Source organism: Floridaenema flaviceps BLCC-F50 (genome assembly GCF_041929275.2).
GTDB lineage: Bacteria > Cyanobacteriota > Cyanobacteriia > Cyanobacteriales > Aerosakkonemataceae > Floridanema > Floridanema flaviceps.
Map to the genome: position 1 here is coordinate 374930 of NZ_JBHFNR020000001.1, position 25143 is coordinate 400072.

General features: G+C 41.3%; 25 protein-coding genes. 15 read left to right on the plus strand and 10 right to left on the minus strand.

Features of this window, described 5'->3' with window-relative positions; all coding sequences use genetic code 11:
- Nucleotides 1-32: 32 nt before the first annotated feature.
- Nucleotides 33-1136 (minus strand): ATP-binding protein, encoded by a 1104-nt coding sequence (locus ACE1CI_RS01785; RefSeq protein ID WP_413267719.1) that lies wholly within the window; start codon nt 1134-1136, stop codon nt 33-35.
- 367 nt (nt 1137-1503) lie between these two features.
- Here ACE1CI_RS01785 and ACE1CI_RS01790 point away from each other — a divergent pair, with 367 nt between their 5' ends.
- From ACE1CI_RS01790 to ACE1CI_RS01800, 3 genes are all read left to right on the plus strand, one after another.
- Entirely contained in the window at nt 1504-1941 is a 438-nt protein-coding gene (locus ACE1CI_RS01790; RefSeq protein WP_413267718.1) for a hypothetical protein, read from the plus strand.
- An 89-nt stretch (nt 1942-2030) separates the two neighbouring features.
- Nucleotides 2031-2243, plus strand: a complete 213-nt coding sequence (locus ACE1CI_RS01795; protein WP_413267717.1) for a hypothetical protein — start codon at nt 2031-2033, stop codon at nt 2241-2243.
- Between the two features lie 459 nt (nt 2244-2702).
- Nucleotides 2703-4523, plus strand: a complete 1821-nt coding sequence (locus ACE1CI_RS01800; protein ID WP_496615193.1) for a hypothetical protein — start codon at nt 2703-2705, stop codon at nt 4521-4523.
- Between the two features lie 174 nt (nt 4524-4697).
- Here ACE1CI_RS01800 and ACE1CI_RS01805 read toward each other — a convergent pair whose 3' ends face one another.
- From ACE1CI_RS01805 to ACE1CI_RS01820, 4 genes are all read right to left on the minus strand, one after another.
- Nucleotides 4698-5384 (minus strand): Uma2 family endonuclease, encoded by a 687-nt coding sequence (locus tag ACE1CI_RS01805; RefSeq protein ID WP_413267715.1) that lies wholly within the window; start codon nt 5382-5384, stop codon nt 4698-4700.
- Between the two features lie 77 nt (nt 5385-5461).
- Nucleotides 5462-6739, minus strand: coding sequence for a beta-ketoacyl-ACP synthase (locus tag ACE1CI_RS01810; protein WP_413267714.1), 1278 nt, complete (start codon nt 6737-6739; stop codon nt 5462-5464).
- Between the two features lie 121 nt (nt 6740-6860).
- On the minus strand, nt 6861-7589 hold the full coding sequence (locus ACE1CI_RS01815) for a peptidylprolyl isomerase (RefSeq protein ID WP_413267713.1): 729 nt from the start codon (nt 7587-7589) through the stop codon (nt 6861-6863).
- Between the two features lie 46 nt (nt 7590-7635).
- Entirely contained in the window at nt 7636-8211 is a 576-nt protein-coding gene (locus tag ACE1CI_RS01820; protein WP_459564156.1) for a photosystem I assembly protein Ycf4, read from the minus strand.
- Between the two features lie 296 nt (nt 8212-8507).
- On the opposite strand from ACE1CI_RS01820, the gene psbD reads away from it, so the two are divergent.
- The 5 genes from psbD to ACE1CI_RS01845 all read left to right on the plus strand — a co-directional run bounded on the left by psbD (nt 8508) and on the right by ACE1CI_RS01845 (nt 12685).
- The gene (gene psbD, locus ACE1CI_RS01825) at nt 8508-9566 is read left to right on the plus strand and encodes a photosystem II D2 protein (photosystem q(a) protein) (protein WP_496615593.1); all 1059 of its coding nucleotides are present in this window, start codon (nt 8508-8510) and stop codon (nt 9564-9566) included.
- Between the two features lie 144 nt (nt 9567-9710).
- Nucleotides 9711-11072 carry a photosystem II reaction center protein CP43 gene (gene psbC, locus ACE1CI_RS01830; protein ID WP_413268208.1) on the plus strand — a complete coding sequence of 454 codons (1362 nt, stop codon included), beginning with the start codon at nt 9711-9713 and terminating at the stop codon, nt 11070-11072.
- A 244-nt stretch (nt 11073-11316) separates the two neighbouring features.
- Nucleotides 11317-11619: a type II toxin-antitoxin system HigB family toxin gene (locus ACE1CI_RS01835; RefSeq protein WP_413268105.1), complete on the plus strand. Its 303-nt coding sequence runs from the start codon at nt 11317-11319 to the stop codon at nt 11617-11619.
- On the plus strand, nt 11579-12013 hold the full coding sequence (locus ACE1CI_RS01840) for a helix-turn-helix domain-containing protein (RefSeq protein ID WP_413268106.1): 435 nt from the start codon (nt 11579-11581) through the stop codon (nt 12011-12013). The genes ACE1CI_RS01835 and ACE1CI_RS01840 overlap by 41 nt, the downstream gene beginning before the upstream one ends.
- Nucleotides 12014-12133: 120 nt before the next feature.
- Nucleotides 12134-12685 (plus strand): Uma2 family endonuclease, encoded by a 552-nt coding sequence (locus tag ACE1CI_RS01845; RefSeq protein WP_413268107.1) that lies wholly within the window; start codon nt 12134-12136, stop codon nt 12683-12685.
- Between the two features lie 66 nt (nt 12686-12751).
- On the opposite strand, the gene ACE1CI_RS01850 is transcribed toward ACE1CI_RS01845, so the two are convergent.
- Complete coding sequence (locus tag ACE1CI_RS01850; RefSeq protein ID WP_413268108.1) at nt 12752-15229, minus strand: ATP-dependent Clp protease ATP-binding subunit; 2478 nt, start codon at nt 15227-15229, stop codon at nt 12752-12754.
- Between the two features lie 533 nt (nt 15230-15762).
- Between ACE1CI_RS01850 and ACE1CI_RS01855 the strand changes: the two genes are divergently transcribed.
- Nucleotides 15763-16035: a DUF433 domain-containing protein gene (locus ACE1CI_RS01855; protein ID WP_413268109.1), complete on the plus strand. Its 273-nt coding sequence runs from the start codon at nt 15763-15765 to the stop codon at nt 16033-16035.
- On the opposite strand, the gene ACE1CI_RS01860 is transcribed toward ACE1CI_RS01855, so the two are convergent.
- A complete protein-coding gene (locus ACE1CI_RS01860; RefSeq protein ID WP_413268110.1) occupies nt 15981-19127 on the minus strand; it encodes a CHAT domain-containing protein in 3147 nt (1048 codons plus the stop codon). The genes ACE1CI_RS01855 and ACE1CI_RS01860 overlap by 55 nt on opposite strands.
- Before the next feature lie 158 nt (nt 19128-19285).
- Between ACE1CI_RS01860 and ACE1CI_RS01865 the strand changes: the two genes are divergently transcribed.
- On the plus strand, nt 19286-19621 hold the full coding sequence (locus ACE1CI_RS01865; protein WP_413268111.1) for a hypothetical protein: 336 nt from the start codon (nt 19286-19288) through the stop codon (nt 19619-19621).
- Nucleotides 19622-19873: 252 nt separating this feature from the next.
- Here ACE1CI_RS01865 and ACE1CI_RS01870 read toward each other — a convergent pair whose 3' ends face one another.
- Nucleotides 19874-20203 carry a winged helix-turn-helix transcriptional regulator gene (locus ACE1CI_RS01870; RefSeq protein ID WP_413268112.1) on the minus strand — a complete coding sequence of 110 codons (330 nt, stop codon included), beginning with the start codon at nt 20201-20203 and terminating at the stop codon, nt 19874-19876.
- 109 nt (nt 20204-20312) lie between these two features.
- On the opposite strand from ACE1CI_RS01870, the gene ACE1CI_RS01875 reads away from it, so the two are divergent.
- The 4 genes from ACE1CI_RS01875 to ACE1CI_RS01890 all read left to right on the plus strand — a co-directional run bounded on the left by ACE1CI_RS01875 (nt 20313) and on the right by ACE1CI_RS01890 (nt 22977).
- On the plus strand, nt 20313-21011 hold the full coding sequence (locus tag ACE1CI_RS01875) for a pirin family protein (RefSeq protein ID WP_413268113.1): 699 nt from the start codon (nt 20313-20315) through the stop codon (nt 21009-21011).
- Nucleotides 21012-21090: 79 nt separating this feature from the next.
- Nucleotides 21091-21471 carry a hypothetical protein gene (locus ACE1CI_RS01880; RefSeq protein ID WP_413268114.1) on the plus strand — a complete coding sequence of 127 codons (381 nt, stop codon included), beginning with the start codon at nt 21091-21093 and terminating at the stop codon, nt 21469-21471.
- 74 nt (nt 21472-21545) lie between these two features.
- Nucleotides 21546-22127 carry an NADPH-dependent FMN reductase gene (locus tag ACE1CI_RS01885; protein WP_413268115.1) on the plus strand — a complete coding sequence of 194 codons (582 nt, stop codon included), beginning with the start codon at nt 21546-21548 and terminating at the stop codon, nt 22125-22127.
- 166 nt (nt 22128-22293) lie between these two features.
- Nucleotides 22294-22977, plus strand: a complete 684-nt coding sequence (locus tag ACE1CI_RS01890) for a Uma2 family endonuclease (RefSeq protein ID WP_413268116.1) — start codon at nt 22294-22296, stop codon at nt 22975-22977.
- 83 nt (nt 22978-23060) lie between these two features.
- On the opposite strand, the gene aroF is transcribed toward ACE1CI_RS01890, so the two are convergent.
- A complete protein-coding gene (gene aroF / locus ACE1CI_RS01895) occupies nt 23061-23915 on the minus strand; it encodes a 3-deoxy-7-phosphoheptulonate synthase (protein ID WP_413268117.1) in 855 nt (284 codons plus the stop codon).
- Nucleotides 23916-24359: 444 nt separating this feature from the next.
- On the opposite strand from aroF, the gene ACE1CI_RS01900 reads away from it, so the two are divergent.
- Nucleotides 24360-24482 (plus strand): hypothetical protein, encoded by a 123-nt coding sequence (locus ACE1CI_RS01900; RefSeq protein WP_413268118.1) that lies wholly within the window; start codon nt 24360-24362, stop codon nt 24480-24482.
- Between the two features lie 73 nt (nt 24483-24555).
- On the opposite strand, the gene ACE1CI_RS01905 is transcribed toward ACE1CI_RS01900, so the two are convergent.
- On the minus strand, nt 24556-24741 hold the full coding sequence (locus ACE1CI_RS01905) for a hypothetical protein (RefSeq protein ID WP_413268119.1): 186 nt from the start codon (nt 24739-24741) through the stop codon (nt 24556-24558).
- Nucleotides 24742-25143: the final 402 nt, after the last annotated feature.

Consider the following 25143-nt stretch of genomic DNA (forward strand, 5'->3'; position numbering starts at 1 on the left):
GATGCAGTTAGCGATCGCTATAATAATCCAGTTTAACTGCAATTAATATCTAATTGGCGAGGTAAATCAATGTAAAAAGTAGTTCCTTTGCAGTTAGTTTGAAAACAGATTTCTCCGTTATGTGCTTCAATAATTGATTTGGCGATCGCAGTTCCCAATCCTGTGCCCCCTCGTTTCCCATGAGTCACAAAAGGATCGAATAAACTATCCCTAATAGCTTCTGGTATTCCAGGGCCATTATCGCATATTTGAAGTTGGACAAACTTGCCATTATTATTAGCAGTTACCTCTATGCAACCACCATTACCATGAAAAGCTTCCACAGCATTACTAATTAAGTTTTGCAAAACTCGCATCAATTTGTTTTCATCAACATTAACCAAAATTTCTGGTACATCAAATTTGAAGTTTACATGAGCATCTTTGAAATAAATTCGATTCAGCTTTTCAAAGTGTTCTAATAATGTTGCTAACTTGACAGGTTGTTTCTTTAAAACTGCATTACCGCTAGCAAATTCTAGTGCTTCTTCTGCCATTCCCAACATTCGCTTAACTTGTGCTTGAATGATATCGCACCATTCAATTGTATCTTCATCAGGATGGGTTTCTTTTAACATGGCGCTGGCTAGTTGAATGCCTGTTACCGGACTTCTAAAATCATGAATAATAGTATTAACCATTTCTCCGATTAAAGCCATTTTTTCTTGATAAACCATTTGGTTAACATACTGTGCAGTGGTAGCACGGAGATGACGGATAATATAACTTAACAGTTTGAGAATTACATAGCCTTTTGTATTATCTAATATTTCCATCAACTGAGCGCGAGGAATTTTAGCTAAAATTGTGTCTGGATAAGCGATCGCCTGAGCACTGCGCGGTTGTCCATCCAAAACCCCAAATTCCCCAAAAAATTCATTTTGTTTAGCTACAGCAATCACATGATACTTATCACAAGTTGTTTTTTTTCTAAACTCCACTTGCCCTTCTAAAACTAAATATAAATAATCAGGAACGTCGTACTCTTCAAAGACGACCTTTTGTTCAGTATAATTTTCCACTATAGCCATTTTGCATAACTCTGCCGCTTGCGCTGGCTCAAAATAGGAAATAAATTGATGCACTTCTAGTTCCATATTGAGTTACCTACTTTTTAATACATACTAATGACCTAATTCTATCCTACGGCAGATGTATTAAATAGGTATACTTTTTAGCGGCTCTTAATAAAATTAAGTATTATATCTTTGAAGACTTGTTCATAAACTAAAAGATTTATCCGCAAAAATCAGTATTATTTATAAAAACGTTAACTTTAACTTTAGTAAATTTTCGTAAAACAATCGTTTTAATAACAATTTTTCCAAGTTAAGATTTGAAAAATTGTCCGTTGATTAGTTCCTTTATCAAGTATCAGGTTGGCTGCTCAGGGCGATCGCAACCAAATATGCTAAACTCGGACAACTCAAAGGAGATTGAGTTTTGGGGAATTAGGAGAGAGTTGTGAAAAGGCGATCGCTTCTTTACTTAGGAATCAGTTTAGCAGTTTTCGGCGCGACTTCTTTACAAAAAGTTAACGCCCAACAACGCAGAGGAATCACCCGTCGCGTGCAGTTTGCCCCCGGCGCTTCATCATCTATAATTAATGGTGCTGTAACTTTAGGTAATCAAGATACTTATATTTTTCGGGCTAACAAAGGTCAACAAATAATTGCTGATATCACTTGGAAAGGTGAAAGAGTCGATCCTCCCAATAATAACGATCCTGCTGATATTCAAGGACTTTCTGGATTTACTTTTATCACACCTGATGGGCAATCTTATGAACATCCCCAAAATGATACTTTTGAAGCGACAGTAACGGGCGATTACAAAATAATAATTGCACAACCTTATAGATTGAGTAATCCTCGATATACTTTTAAATTAACTATTCGTTAAATCTCTCTCCTAATATCCGCCTGTGAATCAATTTGCAGGCGGGATTGAGGGTGTTATAATTTGACTGTAATTACTTCAAATGCTATTCCATGAATGTGACTGATTTATTACCAATGCTGCAAAGTTTATCTCGTGCTGATAAGTTAAAGGCGAGCGAGTTTTTAGCATCAGAATTAGCTAAAGAAGAAGCAGAGACACAGCAGAAGCCAAGTTTTTCCAGCGTCACCCTCTATAACTCATTTGAAGCTGTCCAGAAATTAGCAAAATTGTTAGAGGAAGACAAGAGAAAAAACGATGCTTGATGCAAAAAAATTCCCTTTTATTGAGATTACGATCGCAATCACAACACATTGCAAAATTTAAAAACCTCGATCGCAAACCACAGACGATCGCCACACATTAATCAATATCACTCATTTTCCTAAAATCAATTCTCCCGTACTCATACTTAATAATCATTTGTAGGGTGCGTTAGTGATAACGTAACGCACCATCCAGCCAAGTTATTAAAACGATCGCAATCGCAACACATCCCAAAATTTAGAAACCTCGATTGCCAATCACAGACGATCGCAACAATAATAAACTGGGAAGAGGTAGGAAACGAACCTTTGAGTCAGAATAAAAATCAAATCTTTTCGGTGTTTGTACGGGTGCGATCGCTTTTCTTAATATTAAAATTCCTGATTCTCCGAAAAATTGCTGAGGTAGGTTAATTCCCCGTTTGCTATAAATTTGGGTGATGGGAATGGGGAGTAGTTATGAAGGGGCGATCGATACTTGGTTTGATAGTGAGTTTGGCTGTTTTGGATGCTGGGTCGTTAGCAGTTTTGGCGCAGTCTCAGCACAGAGGAGTTTCCAATAATTCTAATGACGATATTTCTTCTATTCTCAATTTAGTACGTGGTTATGGAGCTATTGGTGAGATAGTTATTATTGATAACTATGCTAGTTTGAATTATTTTTTCGGACAAAATGGAGACACAGTTACACTAGCACGTCAGAATGGTCGCTGGAGAATCGTTGCGGGTCGTCAAACAACGTCTTGTGCCAGAGGCAGTTGTCAAACAGATTCTTGTCGTGCTGACGTTAATTGTTTAGTGCGTAAAGGAGTTCCTCGTAACATTGCTATTCAACTTATCAGTCGCTTAGAAAATTCCCGTGCAAGACAAGAACGCAATGTACAATCTTTCAGACAAGCTTGGGCTCGCTCTAATAGAAACATAGCACCTTTCTTAGGATATTGGCAAAATCAAAACTGGCCGCAAACTTCCCAAGAAATCGCTATTTCAATATGGCCTTCTTATAGAGAAAACAAAGTATGTATTATAGGAATTTCTGAAAATTCGCAGTATGTTATTGAAGGAACAGTTGATGGAAACACTATTAGAACACAAAACGGTAACTTTACCCTTAATCGACCTGTGGATTTTACAGAATATATTGATTCTACCAAGCATTTCTTAATTGGTGCTCAACCGTTAAATACCTGGTATTTAAATTCAGCAAATAATCAAAAGCTAGAGAATGCTGGTTGTACTGCTTCTTTGCCAAGAGATTCAGGGCAACAAACAGCGACAGGGCGAGTATCTACTCCTAGTCAATCATCACCAGTAACCGCTTCTTCACAGGAATTAGTATTTTCAAATATGGGATGTACCAGTAACCTGCGGAATATTTTAGGTCAAAGCGCACCTGATTACTGCCACAGTGCTGAAGCCGACTCTGGTATTTTGTTTGACAAGTTTCAACAAACAAAGAATCCAGACGGATCAATTACCGTTGATATAACATTATTTAACCGAGGTTCAGCAGATGGATTAATTGAAATATATGACGCTAATGGAAACTTTGTGGATGGCCAAATAATTAATGGAAACAAACCACCTACTGGATTTCTACAATCTGGTTATCGAATGTTTGTTGAATATCCTCAGACATGGTGGAGTAAGTATCCACAAGGAGACTATAGGAGAGACTTAAAAGAGCAGGAATTTAAGAATATAAATATTCCGGCTGGTGGCTTTGTAAATATTACTAAATCTAGTAATCTAGCTCTTTGGTATAACACAGCCATGTTAGTCATTGAAGTTTCTCAATTAAAAGATCCTGAATTTACTCAACAAAAATCGGTGAAAAAATTTATTTTGGGATTTGCTAAAGAGGCTGTTTTTTCCAAAAATTCTGAAACGGTAATTAATATTTTTAAAAGTGAACCGAGTTTAAAAGGAGTTTTCACTTTAGACTTTCTTGATGAGAGAAAAGTAGGAGAAGTATTGCAAAACCTCTGGGAGTACACAAAAACCATCAGTTTCAATGAGTCAGATGGTTTTTGGAAGGAACCCAAGAATCCTTTATATGAAGCATTCAAAGATGTAGGCTTAGATACAGGCAATGTTGGTGTAGAAAATGCTATTGATAGGTTTTTACTTCCAGGCTTAGGCACATTTGTCCGGTCTGTGAGACAAGGTGGTAATGCTCTAAATACGCTGGCACGTCTAATGGATTACAACAACGCTAAGAAATCAGGGGACAAAGGTACTATTACTATAAGAAATGTTTCCACGACTAGCAGAAGGTAAAGTTTAATGTTATAAATTATCTTGATCAATTATGTAAATCATGTTGATGCGATCAAAACTTTTCAACAAGCACTTCAGAATTTTGCATTATAGATAATTGGATTCTTTAGTCCGCGTAGGCGGACTTTGTTTGTGTAGCTGCGATTTCAATCGCTAACTAACCCAGATTTGGTATCATTCAGGCTCAATACCCAACTCTCGCAAACGCGCTTCTAATGCTTGCACTCGTTGTCTTTCTGCTTCCAACAAAGCTTCTGCTTCTTCTGCTCGTTGTTGTTGTTCCTCCCTTGCTATTTGTAATTCCACATAAGTAGCAAATCGCTGTCCCGAAGGCGCAAAAATTTGCAATTCTTCACCACTTAAATCAAACCTAATTCCTAAACTTGGACTTACCCAATTAGCGATCGAATCAACTACCTCTAATCTCCCATTACTAGAAGAACGCACCCAACCACTCAAATCTACTTTATCAGGATCGTAAAGATAATATTCCTCTACGCCATAACGGTCATAAAATGCCAACTTCTTAGCCATTTCCGTTAAAGTGTTCCCTGGCGAAAGTACCTCAAAAACTACTTGTGGCGCAATATTATCTTCTCGCCATTGTACATAACAACCTCTGTCACCTTTTGGTCTACCAAATACAACCATCGCATCAGGGGCACAGCGAGTTTTATTATCCCCTTCAACTGGATACCAAAGCAAATCTCCCGCTACAAAAACATTTGGATCATCCCGAAAAAGTGCATCCAGTCCCCCTTGAATTGTGGTAATCCAACGGAACTGTTTTGTATTATCTGACATTGGGTTGCCGTCTCTTTCGGGATAAATAATCTCTTGTTTGGTAGGAATTTTAACCATTGGTTTACCTCTGTTGAGGTGTTTCTTTTATTTTGCCTAAAATTCAGCTTTAGCGCTGAAGCGCAACAACGTACTTTTTATGTTTTTCCTAATGCTACCACTGCATTTTGTCCGCCAAAACCGAAACTAAAACATAGCAAATTCTGAATTTCGCTCGATCGCGCTACCCTAACTAAATTCAAATCAAATTCTGATTCTCTTAAACCTACACAAGGGGGTAAAATGCGATCGCGCAACCCCAACAAACTAAAAGCTACTCCCAAAACTCCCGATGCTCCCAATGTATGCCCAGTTGCGCCTTTTGTCGAACTAACTGCTACATTTTCGGAAAATAAATAATTAATTAATTGTGCTTCATTTCGGTCATTCAAAACAGTCCCAGTCCCATGAGCATGAATATAATTAATATCAATAGGTGAAAGATTGCTGCGTTCTAAACATTGCTTAACCGCATAGATGGCACTTTTCCCGCCCTCTTCTGGTGCGTTAGCATGAAAAGCATCTGCTGTCAAGCCAAAACCCAAAACTTCAGCGTAAACTTTTGCCCCTCGCTCTCTAGCTAATTCGGCAGTTTCCAAAACAAAAACCGCCCCACCTTCTCCTAAAACCAAACCTTCGCGCTGTTTATCAAAAGGATAAGCGCCCGTTTGGGCTAAAGCGCCCATTTGCTGAAAACCTGCCAAAGTCAAGGGTGTAATTGGTGCTTCTATCGCACCTGCGATCGCTCGCTGACATTGCCCAGTTTGAATTAACTCAAAACCCTGCGCTAACGCCCAAATTCCGGTAGCACAAGCCGCCATTGGTGCCAAAACCGCCCCTGTCGCCCCAATTTGCCGCGCCGCACAAATCGCCGTCATATTTGGCAAACTCTCAAGCCAAGGGAACTGGGGACTAGGGACTGGGGACTGGGGACTGGGAGAGTTTTCACTTGTAGGGGCGGGTTTAGCAGATAAATCTGTGATCACAGCAGAAGAGTTAAAAACAAAACCCGCCCTCCCAAAGTTTTCTTGCCCCTCTGCCCCTCTGCCCCTCTGCCCCTCTGCCCCTCTGCTCTCCTGTACAAACTGCTCCCAGCGTGCTTGTTGACTGCGACTTGAGCCTATTACTACGCCGCAATCTGGTAAAGGTGGGTTTAGTCCGGCATCTTTTAAGGCAGATTCTACAACTAGTTGAGTTAAAGTTAATAGTTCAGTTGGTCGATCGCCAATCATCGCCAAAGGTCTTGGTTTTAGTTCCAAAAAAGGTTGACGCAACCGAATCGCAGATTTTCCAGCTAACAAACTTTGCCAACTGGAATCCAAATCACCCAAAGCTGAGAAAAAACCGATGCCAGTGATAAAAATCTTTACATTCATTAGTTATTTGTCATTTGTCATGAGTCATTTGTCATTTGTCACTAGAAGTTAAGCAAAAACTCGGTTTTTTTAAGATAACTGCTAGACCAATAACCAATGACAAATGACCAATGACAAATAACTATTTTTTCAAGTTTTCTGCGCCTTGAGTTACCTTAGCAGACTCAATTTTATCGCCCTGTTTAATTCCTTCTACCACATTCATTCCGTCGGTTACATAACCAAACACGGCATAGTCGCCATCGAGAAAGTCTATATCTGAGAGGGCGAAATAAAACTGAGAAGAAGCTGAATCTGGAGCTTGCGATCGAGCCATAGCAATAGCTCCCTTCTTGTGATTTAACACAACTTTAGGATCGGAATATCCAGCTTGTCTGCCTAAAGCTTTACCATAGCTGGGTTCCGCTTGACCCTGTAACTTAATTTCTAAAGGAACATTGCGCGGTCTTTTAGTTTGGGGATCGACAAATCCTCCCATTCCAGTACCTTGAGGATCTCCACCTTGAGCAACGAAAGGTTCAGGACTTTTGACTACTCGGTGAAAAATTAGCCCGTTGTAAAAACCCCGCTCAACAAGATCGACAAAATTACCAGCAGTAACGGGGGCGTTAGTGCCATCAACTTCGATCGTAATCGGGGAACCATTCACCACCATAACAACAGTGGCTTTTCCTTCCAAGCGCGGCGAATTAGTCATTTGAGGATTGTTTACTTGAGTGGTGGATACAGGAGTAGTTGCTGATGAATTTTCGGAAGTCTGGGAAGAACCTTCTTGGGATGTGCATCCTCCCAGAAATAATGCACCAACAATTATGAGTGAGACTAACCAGTGCGAAATTCTGATTTGCATTTTCTTAGTTAGATACTCAACTAACATTTTGAATCAAGATATACAATCATAACCCTTCGAGTGGTACTCCCAAAAAGCGTGCCAACTCAGCGCCTTGATTTTCTAAATCTGACAGAGATATGGGTTGTCCAACTCTGGTCAAAGGTACATCTCTACGTCCTTTAATCCGCAAATAAAGAGCGCGACGGGGATTTAAACCTTCTTTGATGTCAACTCGAATAGCTTGAACATCTTCAATCCGACAGCCTACCTCAATTCGCCGATTTTTGCCGGGAAAACCCCAACGGAAAATTTTCACAAATCCAGTTTCCCGATTAAATTCGTTATATCCGCCGCCCACATCTAAAATAATCATCAACCAGAGGTAGGTTGCTAAGAGCGATCCGGCAACTCCATAAAATCCCATTGCGAGTCCTTGAGGGACAAATATTAGTTGAGAAGGATCGCTAAAGAACAACAGATTTTTGTGTAAATAACTGGAAAGCCCAGCTAGGAGAAAACCTACACCGCCGATCGTAACTGCTGTCGCCAACAAGTAATTGCTGAGACGACGCGAACCAAGAATTTGCTGGCAAAGAATGCGATCGCTTGTGGAAATTGTTTGTGTGGTCATGGCTGTGATTAACAAAATTATCTCTGACTAACTGGGCTACTTCAATACCCGATGGGAGATTAATAGCCCAGCTTAATTATTAAAAAATTTGGAAGAAAAGGAGTTTTCCCAGTCTGGTGAGCATGGGTTGACCCGATCCCTAACCAGTCCCCAGTCCTTTAGTTTCCCACTCTTCATAACCTTTGCGCCAGTCAATCTCCTAACTAAAATTTATGAACTTTCCTAATTTTGGCAACAAATTAATATATAGTTATGTTAACTTACTTAAAAAACCTCCCAGTTTTAATCAGGCAAGAGGGTTTGAAATGACCATAGCAGTCGGACGCGCCCCAGCAGAAAGAGGATGGTTTGATGTCCTCGATGACTGGCTCAAGCGCGATCGGTTCGTCTTCATCGGCTGGTCTGGATTACTGCTATTCCCCTGTGCATACCTAGCACTCGGCGGATGGCTCACCGGAACCACCTTCGTTACCTCCTGGTACACACACGGCCTAGCCTCATCGTACCTAGAAGGCTGCAACTTCCTAACAGTAGCCGTATCCAGCCCCGCCGACAGCATGGGACACTCCCTGTTGTTCTTGTGGGGTCCCGAAGCCCAATGGAACTTTACCCGTTGGTGCCAAATGGGTGGATTATGGCCCTTTGTGGCTCTACATGGAGCCTTCGGGTTAATCGGGTTCATGTTGCGGCAATTTGAAATCGCTCGGTTAGTGGGGATTCGCCCATATAATGCGATCGCATTTTCCGCGCCGATTTCCGTATTCGTCAGCGTGTTCCTGATGTACCCCTTGGGACAATCCAGCTGGTTCTTCGCACCCAGCTTCGGAGTAGCCGCAATCTTCCGCTTCATCCTGTTCCTACAAGGATTCCACAACTGGACACTCAACCCCTTCCACATGATGGGAGTAGCAGGCGTACTCGGTGGAGCCTTACTCTGTGCCATTCACGGAGCCACAGTAGAAAACACCTTGTTTGAAGACGGGGATAGCTCCAACACCTTCCGGGCATTCAACCCCACCCAAGCCGAAGAAACCTACTCGATGGTGACAGCGAACCGTTTCTGGTCGCAAATCTTCGGGATTGCGTTTTCCAACAAACGTTGGTTACACTTCTTTATGTTGTTCGTACCAGTCACAGGCTTGTGGATGAGCTCTGTAGGGATTGTCGGTTTAGCACTCAACTTACGGGCGTATGACTTCGTATCCCAAGAGTTACGTGCGGCGGAAGACCCAGAGTTTGAAACCTTCTACACCAAGAACATTCTGCTCAACGAAGGTCTGCGTGCTTGGTTAGCGCCAGCCGACCAACCTCACGAGCACTTTGTCTTCCCTGAAGAAGTTCTGCCTCGTGGTAACGCTCTGTAAAACGAGCTAGATAAATTAAGGATGAATGAAAAATTAAGGCTAGATTTTTCCTTCAACCTTCAATCTTTCACCTTTAAATCCTAAAAAATCCTTAGAACCTTTTAATTTAGGTACTGCCCCGTGGAATCATCATTTAACAGTGCAATGGTTGCGGGCAATCGTGACCAAGAATCGTCAGGTTTTGCCTGGTGGGCTGGTAACGCCCGTTTAATCAACCTCTCCGGTAAACTGCTGGGCGCTCACGTTGCCCACGCTGGTCTGATTGTGTTCTGGGCTGGAGCAATGACTTTATTTGAAGTCGCTCACTTTAACCCAGAAAAGCCCATGTACGAACAAGGCTTGATCCTGCTACCTCACCTCGCTACCCAAGGTTGGGGAGTTGGTGCAGGTGGTGAAGTTATCGATACTTACCCCTACTTCGTAGTTGGTGTTCTGCACCTAATTTCCTCTGCTGTTTTAGGTCTGGGCGGTATTTATCACGCCGTTCGTGGGCCAGACACCCTCGAAGAATACTCTTCTTTCTTCGGGTATGACTGGAAAGATAAGAACAAGATGACCACCATCCTTGGTTTTCACCTAATTGTGCTCGGCATTGGTGCCCTGCTGTTGGTGGCTAAGGCTGTAGCCTTCGGTGGCTTGTATGACACCTGGGCTCCTGGTGGTGGTGATGTGCGGGTAATTACTAACCCCACACTGAACCCTGCTGTCATCTTTGGTTACTTAACAAAATCTCCTTTCGGTGGCGATGGCTGGATTGTCAGCGTTGATAACCTAGAAGATGTCGTCGGCGGTCACATCTGGATCGGTTTGATCTGTATCGCTGGTGGCATTTGGCACGTTCTCACCAAGCCTTTCGGCTGGGCACGTCGCGCTTTCATCTGGTCTGGAGAAGCTTATCTCTCCTACAGCTTGGGCGCATTGTCCCTGATGGGCTTTGTGGCATCTTGCTACGTTTGGTTTAACAACACCGTTTATCCCAGCGAATTTTACGGCCCAACAAACGCTGAATCTTCTCAAGCTCAAGCGTTTACCTTCCTAGTGCGTGACCAACGCTTAGGTGCTAACGTCGGTTCTGCACAAGGCCCCACAGGTCTTGGTAAATACCTAATGCGCTCTCCTACAGGTGAAATCATCTTCGGTGGTGAAACCATGCGCTTCTGGGATTTCCGGGGCCCTTGGTTGGAACCTTTACGTGGTCCTAACGGTCTTGACTTAGACAAGATCAAGAATGACGTTCAGCCTTGGCAAGTACGTCGTGCTGCTGAGTACATGACTCATGCTCCTAACGGTTCTTTGAACTCTGTAGGTGGTCTGATCACTGAAATCAACGGCTTCAACTACGTAAACCCACGCGCTTGGCTGGCGACTTCTCACTTTGTTTTGGCTTTCTTCTTCTTAGTTGGTCACTTGTGGCACGCAGGACGTGCTCGTGCTGCTGCTGCTGGCTTTGAAAAAGGTATCGATCGCGAAACCGAGCCAGTATTATTCATGGGCGATATTGACTAAGGAGTTAGGTAAGTTTAAATTTCTCTCTCCTAAACAGTTTAAAGCTCCTGCCTCAAGGCAGGAGCCTTTTTTTTATCCCCGTTCGTTGTAGGGACTTTAGTCCTAATATCTAGACTGAATTTTTTACCACAGATACCCACAGATAAACACAGATGGGATAATGGTTTGTGCAAGATATTATTGGCCTATTTATGGTTTACTCTGATTCATCATTGTATAAAATAAAAATTGTAAAAAGGCTCTCATGCACGTTATTACCTATAAAAGACTCAAAGAGTTTTGGGAACAACACCCAAATTCCCAAACGAGCCTCCAAACGTGGTACGAACGGACAAAAAAGGTTCAGTGGGAAACTTTTGCAGACCTTCGTCAAGTTTTTCCCTCAGCAGATTTAGTTGGAAAACTCACAGTATTTAACATTAGTGGCAACAACTATCGCTTGATTGCTTTGGTAGATTATAAGTACAAAAAAGTTTTCATTCGCAACGTACTTACCCATGCAGAATATGACACAGACAACTGGAAAAACGACCCCTGGTACTCCTAACAATAGCGAGTATATGTCATTACTGGCAGCTTTTCCGCCAAGACCGATCGCTTCGGAAGAAGATTATGTTGCTACCCAAAAAGTAATTGATTCACTGATCGATCGTGATGAATTAACACCAGATGAACAAGACTATCTTAATGTTTTAGGTAGTTTAATCCGTGATTATGAAGATCTTTATGAATCTATGCCTAGTATTTCCGGTATAGATCTGTTAAAAGCTCTAATGGAAGATTTGAATCTCCAAGAAAAAGACCTAATTCCTATTTTCCAAACCGAAACAAACATTTCCGAAATTTTAAGCGGTGAGCAGGAATTAACTGTAAGTAATATTGAGCAACTAGCTGAATTTTTCCATGTTTCGCCAGCCGCTTTTTTGAGCAAAGGTAAATAAACCAAATCTGGGTTTATTCTCGCTCTTGTTTCTGCGTCCTCTCAACTCACTTAAATTCTGGTCTAATTCAATTCAACACTATGCAAACCAGATGCCGGACTTCAAAGAAGGAGAAATAATATGTCGGTAACTATAGCCAAGTGGACTTTAGAAGAGTATCACCGCATAATTCAAGCAGGTATTTTGGACGATCGTCAAGTTGAATTATTGAGAGGAGAAATTGTTGAAATGGCACCAGAAGGGGAACCTCATGCCTATTCTCGAAATGAAGCTGGAGAATATCTGACAAGATTAATGGGGGATAGAGCTAAAGTTCGTCAAGACAGTCCGATTACTTTACCCAATAATTCTGAACCAGAACCAGATATCGCTGTTGTACGAAATCTGGGACGAGAATATCGAGAGCATCATCCATATCCCGAAAACATTTTTTGGATTATTGAATATTCGCAATCTAGCTTGAGTAAGGATTTAGAAATTAAAAGTAAAATCTACGCCGAAGTTAACATTCCTGAATACTGGGTCGTTAACTTAAACGAATTACAATTAGTGGTCTTTCGTGACCCACAAAACGGGGAGTACAATTCAAAACAAATCTTGACAAGCGGAACAATTCAGCCCTTAGCCTTTCTTGATATTGCCATTTCCATCGATTTGATTCTTAATAGTTAGGGTAGTTAAACCCTAAGAAAAAATCCCCCGGTATTACTACCAGGGGAAAACCAACAGTGCAAAGCTTTAACCAACAGGTTGCAGCACTAAATCATGCTGTTTCTCTGCGGTGACAACTACCTCGCCATCTTCGCCAATATCGATCGCAGCAGTATCACCTTCTTGCACGCGACCAGATAGCATTGCTTCCGCTAAACTATCTTCTAAAAGTCGCATAATTACCCGTCTTAATTCTCTCGCACCGTAAGCAGGATTGTAACCTTCTTGGACTAAGCGATCGCTAAATCTCTCAGTCACATTCAAGCTAATTCCCTGTTCAGTTAACCGAGAAGAAATCTCGCGCAACATAATGCCAGCAACTTGCTTAATTTCATCCTTAGTTAACTGACGGAAGACGATAATTTCATCAATTCGGTTGAGAAATTCAGGACGGAAATATTGCTTAAGTTCATCATTCACCAAATTGCGAACTCGATTATAATTCGCTTCACCTAGATTTTCGGCAAACTCAAAACCTAATCCACCACCACCTTTTTCAATCACCTTAGAACCGATGTTTGAAGTCATAATTAACAAGGTATTCTTGAAGTCTACCGTGCGACCTTTGGCATCAGTTAAACGACCATCATCTAACAGTTGTAACAAGGTATTGAAGACATCGGGGTGAGCTTTTTCAATCTCATCAAACAACACCACCGAGTAAGGTCTGCGGCGTACTGCTTCGGTTAATTGACCGCCTTCATCGTAACCGACGAAACCTGGAGGCGAACCAATTAATTTAGAAACAGTGTGAGCTTCCATATATTCGGACATATCGACGCGAATCATCGCTTCTTCAGAACCGAATAAATAGGCGGCTAATGCTTTAGCTAATTCGGTCTTGCCAACACCAGTGGGGCCTGAGAAAATGAAACTGGCGATCGGGCGATTAGCATTTTTCAACCCAACTCTGGCGCGACGAATTGATTTCGCAACCGCTGTCACCGCTTCATTTTGACCGATCAACCGTTCATGCAAAGTATCTTCTAAATGCAACAGCAATTCCGATTGAGTTTCCGTCAGTTTGCTAACCGGAACACCAGTCCAAGCTGCTACAATTTGGGCGATATCTTCCTCATCAACGATCGGCATTGCTTCGGGATGAATTGGCTGATTTTTGTTGTCAGCGATCGCTTTTAGTTGAGCTTCTAACTCCATTTCGCGATCGCGCAATTCGCCAGCTTTCTCAAAATCTTGCTCTTTAACAGCCTCTTCTTTCTCTTTGGTAACTTGACGCAATTCTTGCTTCAATTCCTTAGTTCCAGAAGCTTGAGAATTTCTGAATCTAACGCGAGAACCAGCTTCATCAATCAAGTCAATTGCTTTATCGGGAAGGAAGCGATCGGAAATATAACGATCTGAGAATTTCGCAGCAGAAACCAACGCTTCATCAGAGATTTTTACCTTATGATGTTGTTCGTAAGCAGAACGCAAACCATATAAAATCTCGATCGTTTCTTCTACAGAAGGTTCACCGACCATAATTGGTTGGAAACGACGTTCTAAAGCAGCATCTCTTTCAATATGCTTGCGATATTCATCTAAAGTTGTCATTCCCATGCACTGCAAATCACCTCTCGCTAATGCAGGTTTCATTAAGTTAGCAGCATCCATACCGCCTTCCACACCACCTGCACCAACTAAAGTATGAACTTCGTCAATTACCAAAATGATATTTCCAGCTTGACGAACTTCATCAAGAATTGCTTTGATGCGTTCTTCAAAATCACCGCGAAAACGAGTTCCCGCAACTAAAGAACCCATATTGAGACTGTAAACTTGCTTGTCTTGCAGCATCTCCGGGATATCTTCATTAGCGATGCGTTGTGCTAAACCTTCTGCGATCGCAGTTTTACCAACTCCCGGTTCTCCAATCAAGACTGGATTATTCTTAGTCCGACGACCTAGAATTTGAACAGCCCGTTCAATTTCCTTTTCCCGACCCACAACTGGATCTAATTTACCTTCTGCGGCTAACTTCGTTAGATTACTCGCAAATTCATCCAAGGTTGCAGTCTTCGTTTTCCCACGAGAAAATCCTTGCTGTCTACCACCTTTAGCAACGGTAGCTACTTCTCCCAGCTGCTTAATGATTTCCGTGCGAAGTATAGCAATGTCAACGCCCAAATTTTCCAACACTTTAACTGCAACTCCAGCTTCTTCCCGAATAATTGCCAGCAGTAAGTGTTCTGGGCCTATGTAATTATGTCCTAATTGACGAGCTTCTTGATAAGCTTGTTCAAAAACCCGCTTAACCTTTGGGGTGAAAGGAATTTCTCTGGGGACGAAACGACTACCCCGACCAAGAATACCTTCTACTTCTTTACGTGCTTTTTCCAGAGTAACACCATTATCTTTCAGGACTATAGCAGGTACTCCTGTTCCTTCTCCAATCAACCCCAGGAGAATTTGCTCGGTTCCCACGAGGTTGTGTCCCAGGCGACGCGCTTCTTCCTGAGCTAGCATTACCGCTTTAACTGCTTTGTCTGTAAAGTACTCAAACATAGTGGGCATTACCTCGCCGAGCGTTCAAAAATATGGATGAATCTTCATCCCGTGTGAACTTTTGTGTACTAAATAAAGGTTAGCTCTGTAGGGTGAGGAATAGCAGTGGTGAGAACCGTATGTTATCAGCGTAGTTGCCGCAAGCTAAAAGGCAGAAGGCTGAAGGTAGAAGGTAGAAGGTAGAAACAATATCTTGATCTTGCACAAGTACCAATACCCGCCTGCGAATCAATTCGCAGGCTAATAGCTCAAGTCCACTCAAGTGGACTAAAAGCCTTTTAGGACTTATGCAAAACCTCTACAAGTAGAGTGCGTATAGCCTACGGCATTCAAGAAAAGTGTTACTACATTTAGCTTCACTGCGTAAGTCCTGGCTTTTGATTGTAGATATTTAGTCCTCTTCAGAGGAGTTTCGCTATAAGAAAAGCGAATTGATAAGGCAGGCGGGTATTGATACTAATGCAAGATCTAAGCAGGGAAGATAAGAGAGACTAAACTTAAGTAGGAAATTTAAGTTTAAAAGTTAAGTTTGTATGAGCTACCGCAACATCATTACTATTGAACCAGGCAAGCGTGGTGGAAAACCCTGCATTAGAGGAATGCGAATTACAGTTTATGATGTTTTAGGCTGGTTAGCAGCTGGGATGTCTCATGCAGAAATTTTAGATGATTTTCCTGAGTTGACGGAAGAAGATATCAGAGCGTGTTTGGAATTTGCTGCTGACAGAGAACGTCGTCTAATTGCTGTGCATTACTCGGCTTCCCCAATTAAAGTAAAAGCTGCCCAATCTTTCGGATTAGGATAGGTTTTCATCATTGTTAACATTGCTTGTCTTAAAGCTTGAGCTTTATCGGGATTAGTTTGCAGATTTTGATAAAATGCTGTCATTAATTGCGCCGTTGGTGCGTCGGGAACTGCCCAAAGGGAAACGATTACACTGGGTACACCTGCGGAAATTAAAGCGCGAGATAAACCTACTACACCATCACCTGTAATTCTCCCTCTTCCAGTGTCGCAAGCACTCAAAACAACTAAGTCGGCAGATAATTTTAAATCGAGGATTTCTTCAGCAGTTAGTAATCCATTATCATTGCCGGAAGGAGTGAAAGCGATCGCACTTCCCAAACCGCGAAAATCGTCTAATAAACCATGAGTTGCTAAATGAATAATTCGCGCCGTTGACATTCTTTGCACAACATTAGCTTTGGTTCCCAAACTACCTGTAATTGCTTGAGTTTTCAGTAAAGGAGCAATAGCTATTGCTTCCCTTTCGGCACCCGGTAAAGGAATTAACTGTTGCGGAGGTTTACCAGGATCTAAGGATACAGTGGGCATAATTGGATTTCCCACAACTAACGCTTCTCCTGTGGTTCTACTTTTTTGTTTTTGTTGGCGAGTTAGTTCTAAAACTTGAATGGAAGGCGCAGTTAAAATTGTATGTTTTTCAATTAAATATTTACCCGATTTGTCTTTTAAAGCGGGGAAGGGAACTAGAAATAAGGAGGATTGAGGAACAAAAATTACACGGGAGTTGGGATCGGTTGGGAGAAGATCGGAAATTGGTTCAATGAGTATTTCATGTAATTGTTGTAAACGTTCACTTTGGTCAGCAGTTGGCTGTAATACGATTTCCACAGTTGCCCGACCTCTGGCACCAATTGATTCTCGACTGTTGATGACTAAGTTGCGAAGAGTAGTATTTTTTTGTTGCCATAAAGGTTTCAGGTCAGCTTTACGGAAGATGATTTCTCCTGTGGGTTTGATTACCCAAATGTAGAGTTCTGATTCTTTTGATTGTTGTTTACCTTGAATTTGAAAATTATCATAAGTAATTGAATACTGTACTAAAGTGGCATTTTGGGCTTTGGCAATTTGTTGAATTTGAGCAATTTTTGGCTTGAGATTAGTTTCGGGTGATGTTTTTTGAGAATTAGGAGATAACCTTTGTGTTAATAACTCGACAAAAGCTCTCGCTCTCCCCCGTTCGGAAATTTCTAGCGCAGTGTCAGTTTTATTCTGAGCAACTAAGACTTGTTGTAAAGTGCGGTAGGGACTAGACTGGGTTTCAAAAATTGAGATTTTTTCCGAGTCTTTTAACCCACCTCTGAGAGATTCGTATACTTCAATAGCGTTGGTTAAAGTTGTCTCTGCTGCTGCGAGATTGCCAGACTTAAATAAAACTTCTCCCAGATTTGTCAGTGTTTTTCCCTCATTTTGTCGATCCTTAATTTCCCTGTTAATCGCCAAAACCTGCTGAAAGTAATTGACCGCCTGTGGGTAGTCACTCAGGAGCAAGTAAGCAAATCCCAGATTTCCCAGAGCGTTTCCCTCATTTTGTGGGTCTTTAATTTCCCTGGTAATGGCTAACCATTGCTCAGAGTACTTGATGGCTCGTGAGTAGTCAGTTAGAGCAAGGTAAGTAGCTCCTAGATTTCCCAATGCTACTCCTTCATTTCGTCTGTCTTTAATTTCCCTGGCAATTCCTAACCATTGCTCAAAGTACTTGATCGCTCTTGGGTAGTCGCCTAATTTAAGGTAAGCACTTCCCAAATTTCCCAGTGCTATTCCTTCACCTTCTCGGTCTTTAATCTCTCGTGTGATCGCCAATTTTTGTTCAGTGTAATTGATCGCTTGTGGGTAGTCGCCTAAGATAAGGTAAGTAAGTCCGAGATTTCCCAATGCTGCTCCTTCACCTTCTCGGTCTTTAATCTCTCGTGCGATCACCAATATTTGCTCAGTGTAATTGATTGCTTGTGGGTAGTCGCCTAAGATAAGGTAAGTAAGTCCCAGATTTACCAGTGCTGGTCCCTCAATTTTTCGGTCTTTCATTTCTCTTGCGATCACCAAACTCTGCTTTGAGTACTCGATCGCTCTTAGGTAGTCGCCCAGAGCAAAGTAAGAATTTCCCAGATTTCCCAGTGCTGCTCCCTCACCTTTTCGGTCTTTCATTTCTCTTGCGATCGCCAAACTCTGCTTTGAGTACTCGATCGCTCTTAGGTAGTTACCCAGTTTCCTGTAAGCAACTCCCAGATGTCTTAGTGCTGCTCCCTCACCTTCTCGGTTTTTAATTTCTTGGAATATGATTAATGCTTGTTGGAAAGACTGTAATGCTGTTTCAATTTGACCGATATTCAAATGTTGAATCCCTTGCTGTAAAAGTCGGTATGCTTCAACTATCCGAGGGTTACTCTCACTTCGAGCAAAAGATAGAGCTTCCTGAACTACTTTTTCTATCTCTGGGTTATTGATTGCGCGTGCGATCTGCAAACTCTGCTCTAAAGATTCAATAGCACGGGGAAAATTGTTTAACTGAATGTAAATACCCCCTATTAATAACAATGCTTTCCCTTGCCCCAAGCGATATCCTATTTCCTGACTAATAGCAAGTGCTTGTTGTAAAGACTGTAATGCTGCTTCAAATTGATTGGTATTTAATTGCTGAATCCCTTGCTGCAACAGTCGCTCTGCTTCAAATATCTGAACTAGTGATAGAATTTGCTTAGCTGACATCTCTAGATTAGGGTTATTAGTTAAACGTGCGATCTGCAAACTCTGCTTTAAATATTCGATAGCAAGGGGAAAATTTTTTAAATTAGTGTAAACAGTCCCTATTAATAACAATGCTGTTCCTTCTCTCTGGCGATCGCCGATTTCTTTATAGACAGCAAGTGCTTGTTGTAAAGGCTGTAATGCAGCTTCAAATTGATTGCTATTTAACTGCTGATTCCCTTGCTGCAATAATCGATCGGCTTCTGCTTTCCGCGCTTCTGGTGTTTGCGCCAAAGCTAATCCATTTAAACTTTTAGATTGGGAATTTGAAATAACTGGAAAATCCCCAAAACTCAGAGTTGTCAGCAGAGTGAAAAGCGCCGTCAGTCCAATTCTTTGCAGTTTCATGGTAGTTGATAATTATCCTTCAGCAACTAAGATGACCGTTCCCTAAACATATATGTCTCACATTTTCAGACTTATGCAGAAAATTTGTTTCTCATGTTTTCTCGCTCACCCTGTAGATACAATTAGGGAAAAAAACTCACCAAGGAAGGTGCTACCCAGTGGCTCGAATTATCCTAGAAATACCTGATGAACTTTCCGAACAATTAGCACAACTAGGAGATAGACTCCCAGAACTGCTTACCCTCAGTTTGCAACAGCCACCATTATCAGCCCACATCTATCGTTATATTCTCAACTTTCTTGCCAGCAATCCCACACCTGAACAAATTACCGCTTTTAGTCCCACACCGGAAATGCAATCACGTCTGCGTGTTCTTCTAGAACGCAGTAAAGCGGGTGAATTAACTACACAAGAACGTCTGGAATTAGATGAGTACGAGCAAATCGAACATTTAGTGATTATGCTCAAAGCTGGTAGCTTCTCTTATACGTAGGGTGCGTTACGTTATCACTAACGCACCATCTCTCCTGTGTAACTCCTGATTATTTGTAAAGATTATATTTCTTCTACCACTCCAGATGCTCCTGAACGCAGAGGAAAGAGAAGGAAGAGTTAATAACTTAAATAGGATTGCGATCGTTAATTAACTATCATTAAGCGAGAATGGTGCGGGCTCTTTCGGGTTGATGGGGAAAATGTTCATTCGTGGTAATGGTGCGTTACGTTGCACTAACGCACCCTACGTTTATCTGTTTTCTAAATACTTTAATCCCCAATCGTGCATTGCATCAAGAATTGGCTTTAAAGTTTCCCCTAATTCTGTCAGCGAATACTCGACTTTCGGCGGAACTTGCAAATAAACATGGCGATTAATAATCCCATCTTGCTCTAATTCTCTTAACTGCTGCGTCAACATTTTCTGTGTAATTCCATGCAAAGCTCGGTGTAGTTCTCCGAATCTTTTGATACCAAGAAAAAGTTCTCGTAAAATCAATACTTTCCAACGTCCGCCTATCACTTTTAAGGTTATTTCTACCGAACAAGATAACCTTTCTGAAGTATCAAAACTTTCCATAGTAACTTTTTGGGAACTATCTTACTTTAAAGTGCATACTTTTCATTTTAGCGTTATAGGCTCTAAAGTAGATATAGAAATAAAACGCAGTAAGTAACAGGAAATTACTATGATTATCATCCGCCCAGCAGAAGAAAGAGGACACGCAAATCACGGTTGGCTTGATAGTTATCACTCATTTTCTTTCGCTTCTTACTATGACCCTAATTTTATGGGATTTCGTCATTTACGAGTGATAAATCAAGACCGAGTTGCACCTGGAATGGGTTTTGGTACACATCCTCACAAGGATATGGAAATTGTTTCTTATGTGGTTGAAGGTGCATTAGAACACAAAGATACGATCGGTACTAGTTCGGTAATTCGTCCCGGTGAAGTGCAAAGAATGAGTGCGGGAACTGGAATTGCTCACAGCGAGTACAATCATTCTAAATCTGAGCCTGTGCATTTTTTACAAATCTGGATTTTGCCTAATGAAAAAGGATTAAAGCCAGGTTATGAACAAAAAATGTTTGCTGATGAAGAAAAGCGTGGTCAACTGCGCTTAGTTGCTTCTGGCGATGGTAGAGATGGTTCTGTTACGATTCACCAAAATGTGGATCTCTACGCTAGTTTACTTGAGCCAGGGCAACAAGTGGTTCACACTCTGGAGCCAGAACGCCATGTTTGGGTACAAGTAATTAAAGGGCAAATTATGCTCAATGATTTGGCTTTAAAAGCTGGCGATGGTGCGGCTATCAGTGAAGAAAATCGTGTGGCTATTGAGGCAACAAATTCTGCTGAATTTTTGCTGTTTGATCTAGCTTAAAATTAGGTACGTTGTTGCGCTTTAGCGCTAAAGCGCAACAACGTACATCAGTCCACTAATTTTCGCTGGATTAACAAAAATGATGCAACTTACTAAGTTAGGTTTAACTACTGTTTTAGCGGGAAGTTTTTGGGGTTTTCTGAGTCTGGGAAATTTCGCTAATGCTGATTTAATTGCTCAAACTTCTGATTTACAACAAGTACAACAACTGATTCAACAAAATCCCGCTTTAACTCAACAAGCCCAACAGTTATTACTCGAAAATCCAGAGTTAGTCAAAATGTTAGTGCAACAATTGGTGGAATCAAACCCGCAGTTGCTCGACCAAATTCAAAGTAATCCGCAACTTGTACAACAGGTAGGAAAACAAAATCAGCAGCTAATACAGCTATTGCAGCAGAATCCTCAACTGGTACAAGATTTACAGCAAATTATCCAAAATTCTCGCCAAAAGCGATGATTTGATTATAGTATAATTGCTCTGAGCAATTAAAAATTGTTCGCTGACAAACTCATCACAACGGAACAGGATTTATGGCTTATACGCCCAAAATTTTGGCATTTGCAGGTAGCACTCGCAAGGATTCTTATAATAAAAAACTTGTCCAAGTTGCTGCTAATGGTGCGCGTGCAGCGGGTGCCCAGGTGACTTATATCGATTTGCGTGATTTTCCGATGCCGCTGTTTGATGAAGATTTAGAACGGGATGAGGGAACACCGGAAACTGTGCTTAAATTCAAGGAGTTAATGATAGCTCATGATGGGCTTTTAATTGCTTGTCCTGAGTACAATAGTTCGATTACTCCGGTTTTGAAAAATGCGATCGACTGGGCTTCGCGTCCTGGGGAAAATGAGCCACCTTTAGCGGCTTATGTTGATAAGGTGGCAGCGATTATGAGTGCTTCTCCGGGTGCTTTGGGGGGTTTGCGGGGGTTGGTTACTGTGCGATCGATCTTAGGTAACATCAAAGTAATTGTCCTCCCCGATCAAGTCGCTGTTTCCAAAGCTTATGAAGCTTTTAATGCTGATGGGAGTTTGGTAGATCCAAAACAACAAGAATCAGTGGAACAACTCGGTAAAAATGTTGCGAATGTAGTCGCAAAATTAAAAGCATAATCCAGGTTCGTTGTAAGCACTTCAGTGCTAAAACGCTGAAGCGTTTACAACGAACTTATATTCAGGTTTGTTGTAAGCACTTCAGTGCTAAAACGCTGAAGCGTTTACAACAAACTTATATTTTAAATTAGCTATAATTTACTAAAGTTATCTCAATATTAGTACCATGACTGCATCAATTACCACAGTCAGCGAAAAAAATGCAAAAATTCTGCATCATTGGCAACCCGCTACTTGGGAAGACTATTTAGTTTATCGGGACGATCGAACTAATAATAGAATGCGGCTATTTTTCCATGAAAACTATATTTTGGTAATTGATATGGGTTGGGAAGGAATTAATCACGCTACTATCAACGAACTGTTCACATTGATATTCGGTTTCTGGTTCTTCACAAAACCAGAACAAATATACAGCTTGCTAGGCGGTTGTTTGTTAGAAAAAGCGCCAAAACAAGCGGGTGCGCCAGATTTAGTGCTTTATTTGGGTGATGATTATCCCCGTTGGCAAGAAGGTGAACCGCGTCGAATTGATTTGAATCGGTGGCGAGTACCTAATTTAATTGGCGAGGTTTCTGATACAACTCTGGCAACTGATTTGGATGAGAAAAAAAGGCTTTATGCTGATATGGGAATTCCTGAATATTGGGTGATTGATGTTCAATGTTTAAGGGTTTTTGCGTTTCAGTTGGATACAAATGGTAAGTATCAGGAATGTGATTCTTCTTTGGCGTTAGAAGGGTTGCCTATTTCTTTGTTAGCGCAAACTTTGGGGCGGTTGAAAGAGGGAACAAATGGTAGTGCGGCTGCTTGGTTTGCTCAACAAATTGTTAATTTGAAAACAGCATAAATTATTCAGAGGTGATGGTGCGTTACGCTGTCGCTAACGCACCCTACGAAATAAAAATAGGATAGACTTTGCCTATCCTATTTCTATGCTGCTAAAAGTTGTGGTTGGTTTTTTGAGGTTGGGATTCTTTTGCCGATCGCTTCAGCTACAGGTCTTATACTTTTTACTAGTTGCACCATGTCTTCTAAGGAAAGGGCTTGACGGGCATCGGAAACGGATTTTTCTGGTTCTGGATGACATTCTATGATTAATCCGTCTGCACCACAAGCGATCGCAGCTTTCGCCAAAGGTGCCACTAATTCCCGCTTTCCTACGGCGTGCGATGGGTCTACAATTACGGGCAAGTGCGTTAATTGTTTGAGTGCGGCTACTGCTCCTAAATCTAAGACGTTTCTTGTATAGTTGTCGAAGCTGCGAATCCCTCTTTCGCAAAGTACTACATCGGGGTTTCCGTGACTTAAAATGTATTCGGCAGCATTGATAAACTCTTCAATAGTTGCGGCTAAACCTCGTTTGAGTAAGATTGGTTTACCTGCTTGTCCTAATGCTTTTAATAAGTCAAAGTTTTGCATATTTCGGCTGCCAATTTGCAGCATATCGGCATAAGCGGCGACGGTTTCTATTTGACTGATTGACATTACTTCGGTGACGACTGGTAAATTATAACGCTCTCGAATTTGTGTGAATATTTTTAGTCCTTCCTCACCTAAACCTTGGAAGGAGTAGGGGGAAGTTCTAGGTTTGTAAACTCCACCTCTTAATGCTTGCACTGAGTTAACTAAATGATTGGCGACTTGTTCCATTTGGGCTAAACTTTCGACTGCACAGGGTCCACCGATAATTACTAAGTCTTTGCCGCCTATTCGCACATCGTCTGTTAGTTTGACGATCGTTTGTTGGTTGAGTTCGGTTTGGGATGCTAGGGTTGCGTTGAACATTGGTTTTTCTCCTTGGTGAAAAAGTGTGGTTAATAAAAAACCCGGAACCTTTTTTCATGTTCCGGGGGTGGTTGTCAGGTTGGCACACAGGACATATTTACCCGGAACTGTTTCTGGGCCAAAAATAAAATCCGTAATACCAACTGAAAAGTGATGTAGTCATTGTTGTTGTCCTGAAATAAACAAAAAACCGCAGATTTTGTTATCTGCGGTTCACCGATTTGGTTCCAAGCGTTCTTGGATCACTCTCGGTGAACCGCTGGATACCAAAAATAAAAGTAATAAGACTTGGTTAACATTTTGTTTGCTTTTTAGATAGAATGCTTGAGATTGACTATATCTACTTAAATTCAAAGTTAGCAGAGATAGCTGTCAGCGTCAAGCTCAAATTCGGGATTTATTCATTTTGGCTGAAATTGGTTTTATTTCCGGGAATAGCCGGATGTGAGGGGAATAATTTACGATCGCTCTAACGTTAACCAAACATTTCTGGGTCGCCGCTTTAGTTTTGTTTCGCAATTTCGAGTAATCTTGCGCCTGGATGCCGGATTTTTCGGTAAACAATAGTAGCGACACAGATGCTCAATCTTCTGACTCATAATTCTCATTTTCAGTAGAAGAACCCTAAAATTGCACAAATTTAAGCACTGACTAAAGAAGGTTTTAAAGAAGCAATCAGCAAATCTTTACCCAAAGTTGGAATTAAACTGGGGACTTTTCGTTCTAGAAGGGGCATTTCTTGCCAGCAGTGGCGACAGAACCAATAAATTTGATGGTGTCGGATGTGGCGGAGCATTTGATGGGAGCAGCAAGGGCAGTTATTCATAGTAGTTTTTCACCTAAGAGATTAAAGCAACTGATGAGTTGGAATGGAGCTTCCTGAACGATCGGGCAATAAAAAAATTTGATAACGGTTTCAGGGTCTAAAAAATTCGTGAAATATTTGTGAATTTGTAACATTCTTATACAAAAGTTTAATAGCTGTAATTTTACCTAGTCGGTTCCTGGCAAAAAATAAAAAGTACGTAATTACAACGGTTTGGCGATTTTGACTAATTATTATTGATTTTCACAAAAACCACATAAATTTCTTACATCTTTTTGTTAGCGTTGAATCATTTAAAAGCCTTATTCAGTAAGCAGGAAGCCTGGTGCATTCTTATACTATGTGCTTTCCCACTTGCGTAAATACCGAATTAAAGCAGAAAACTTTAACAAAACAAGCGTT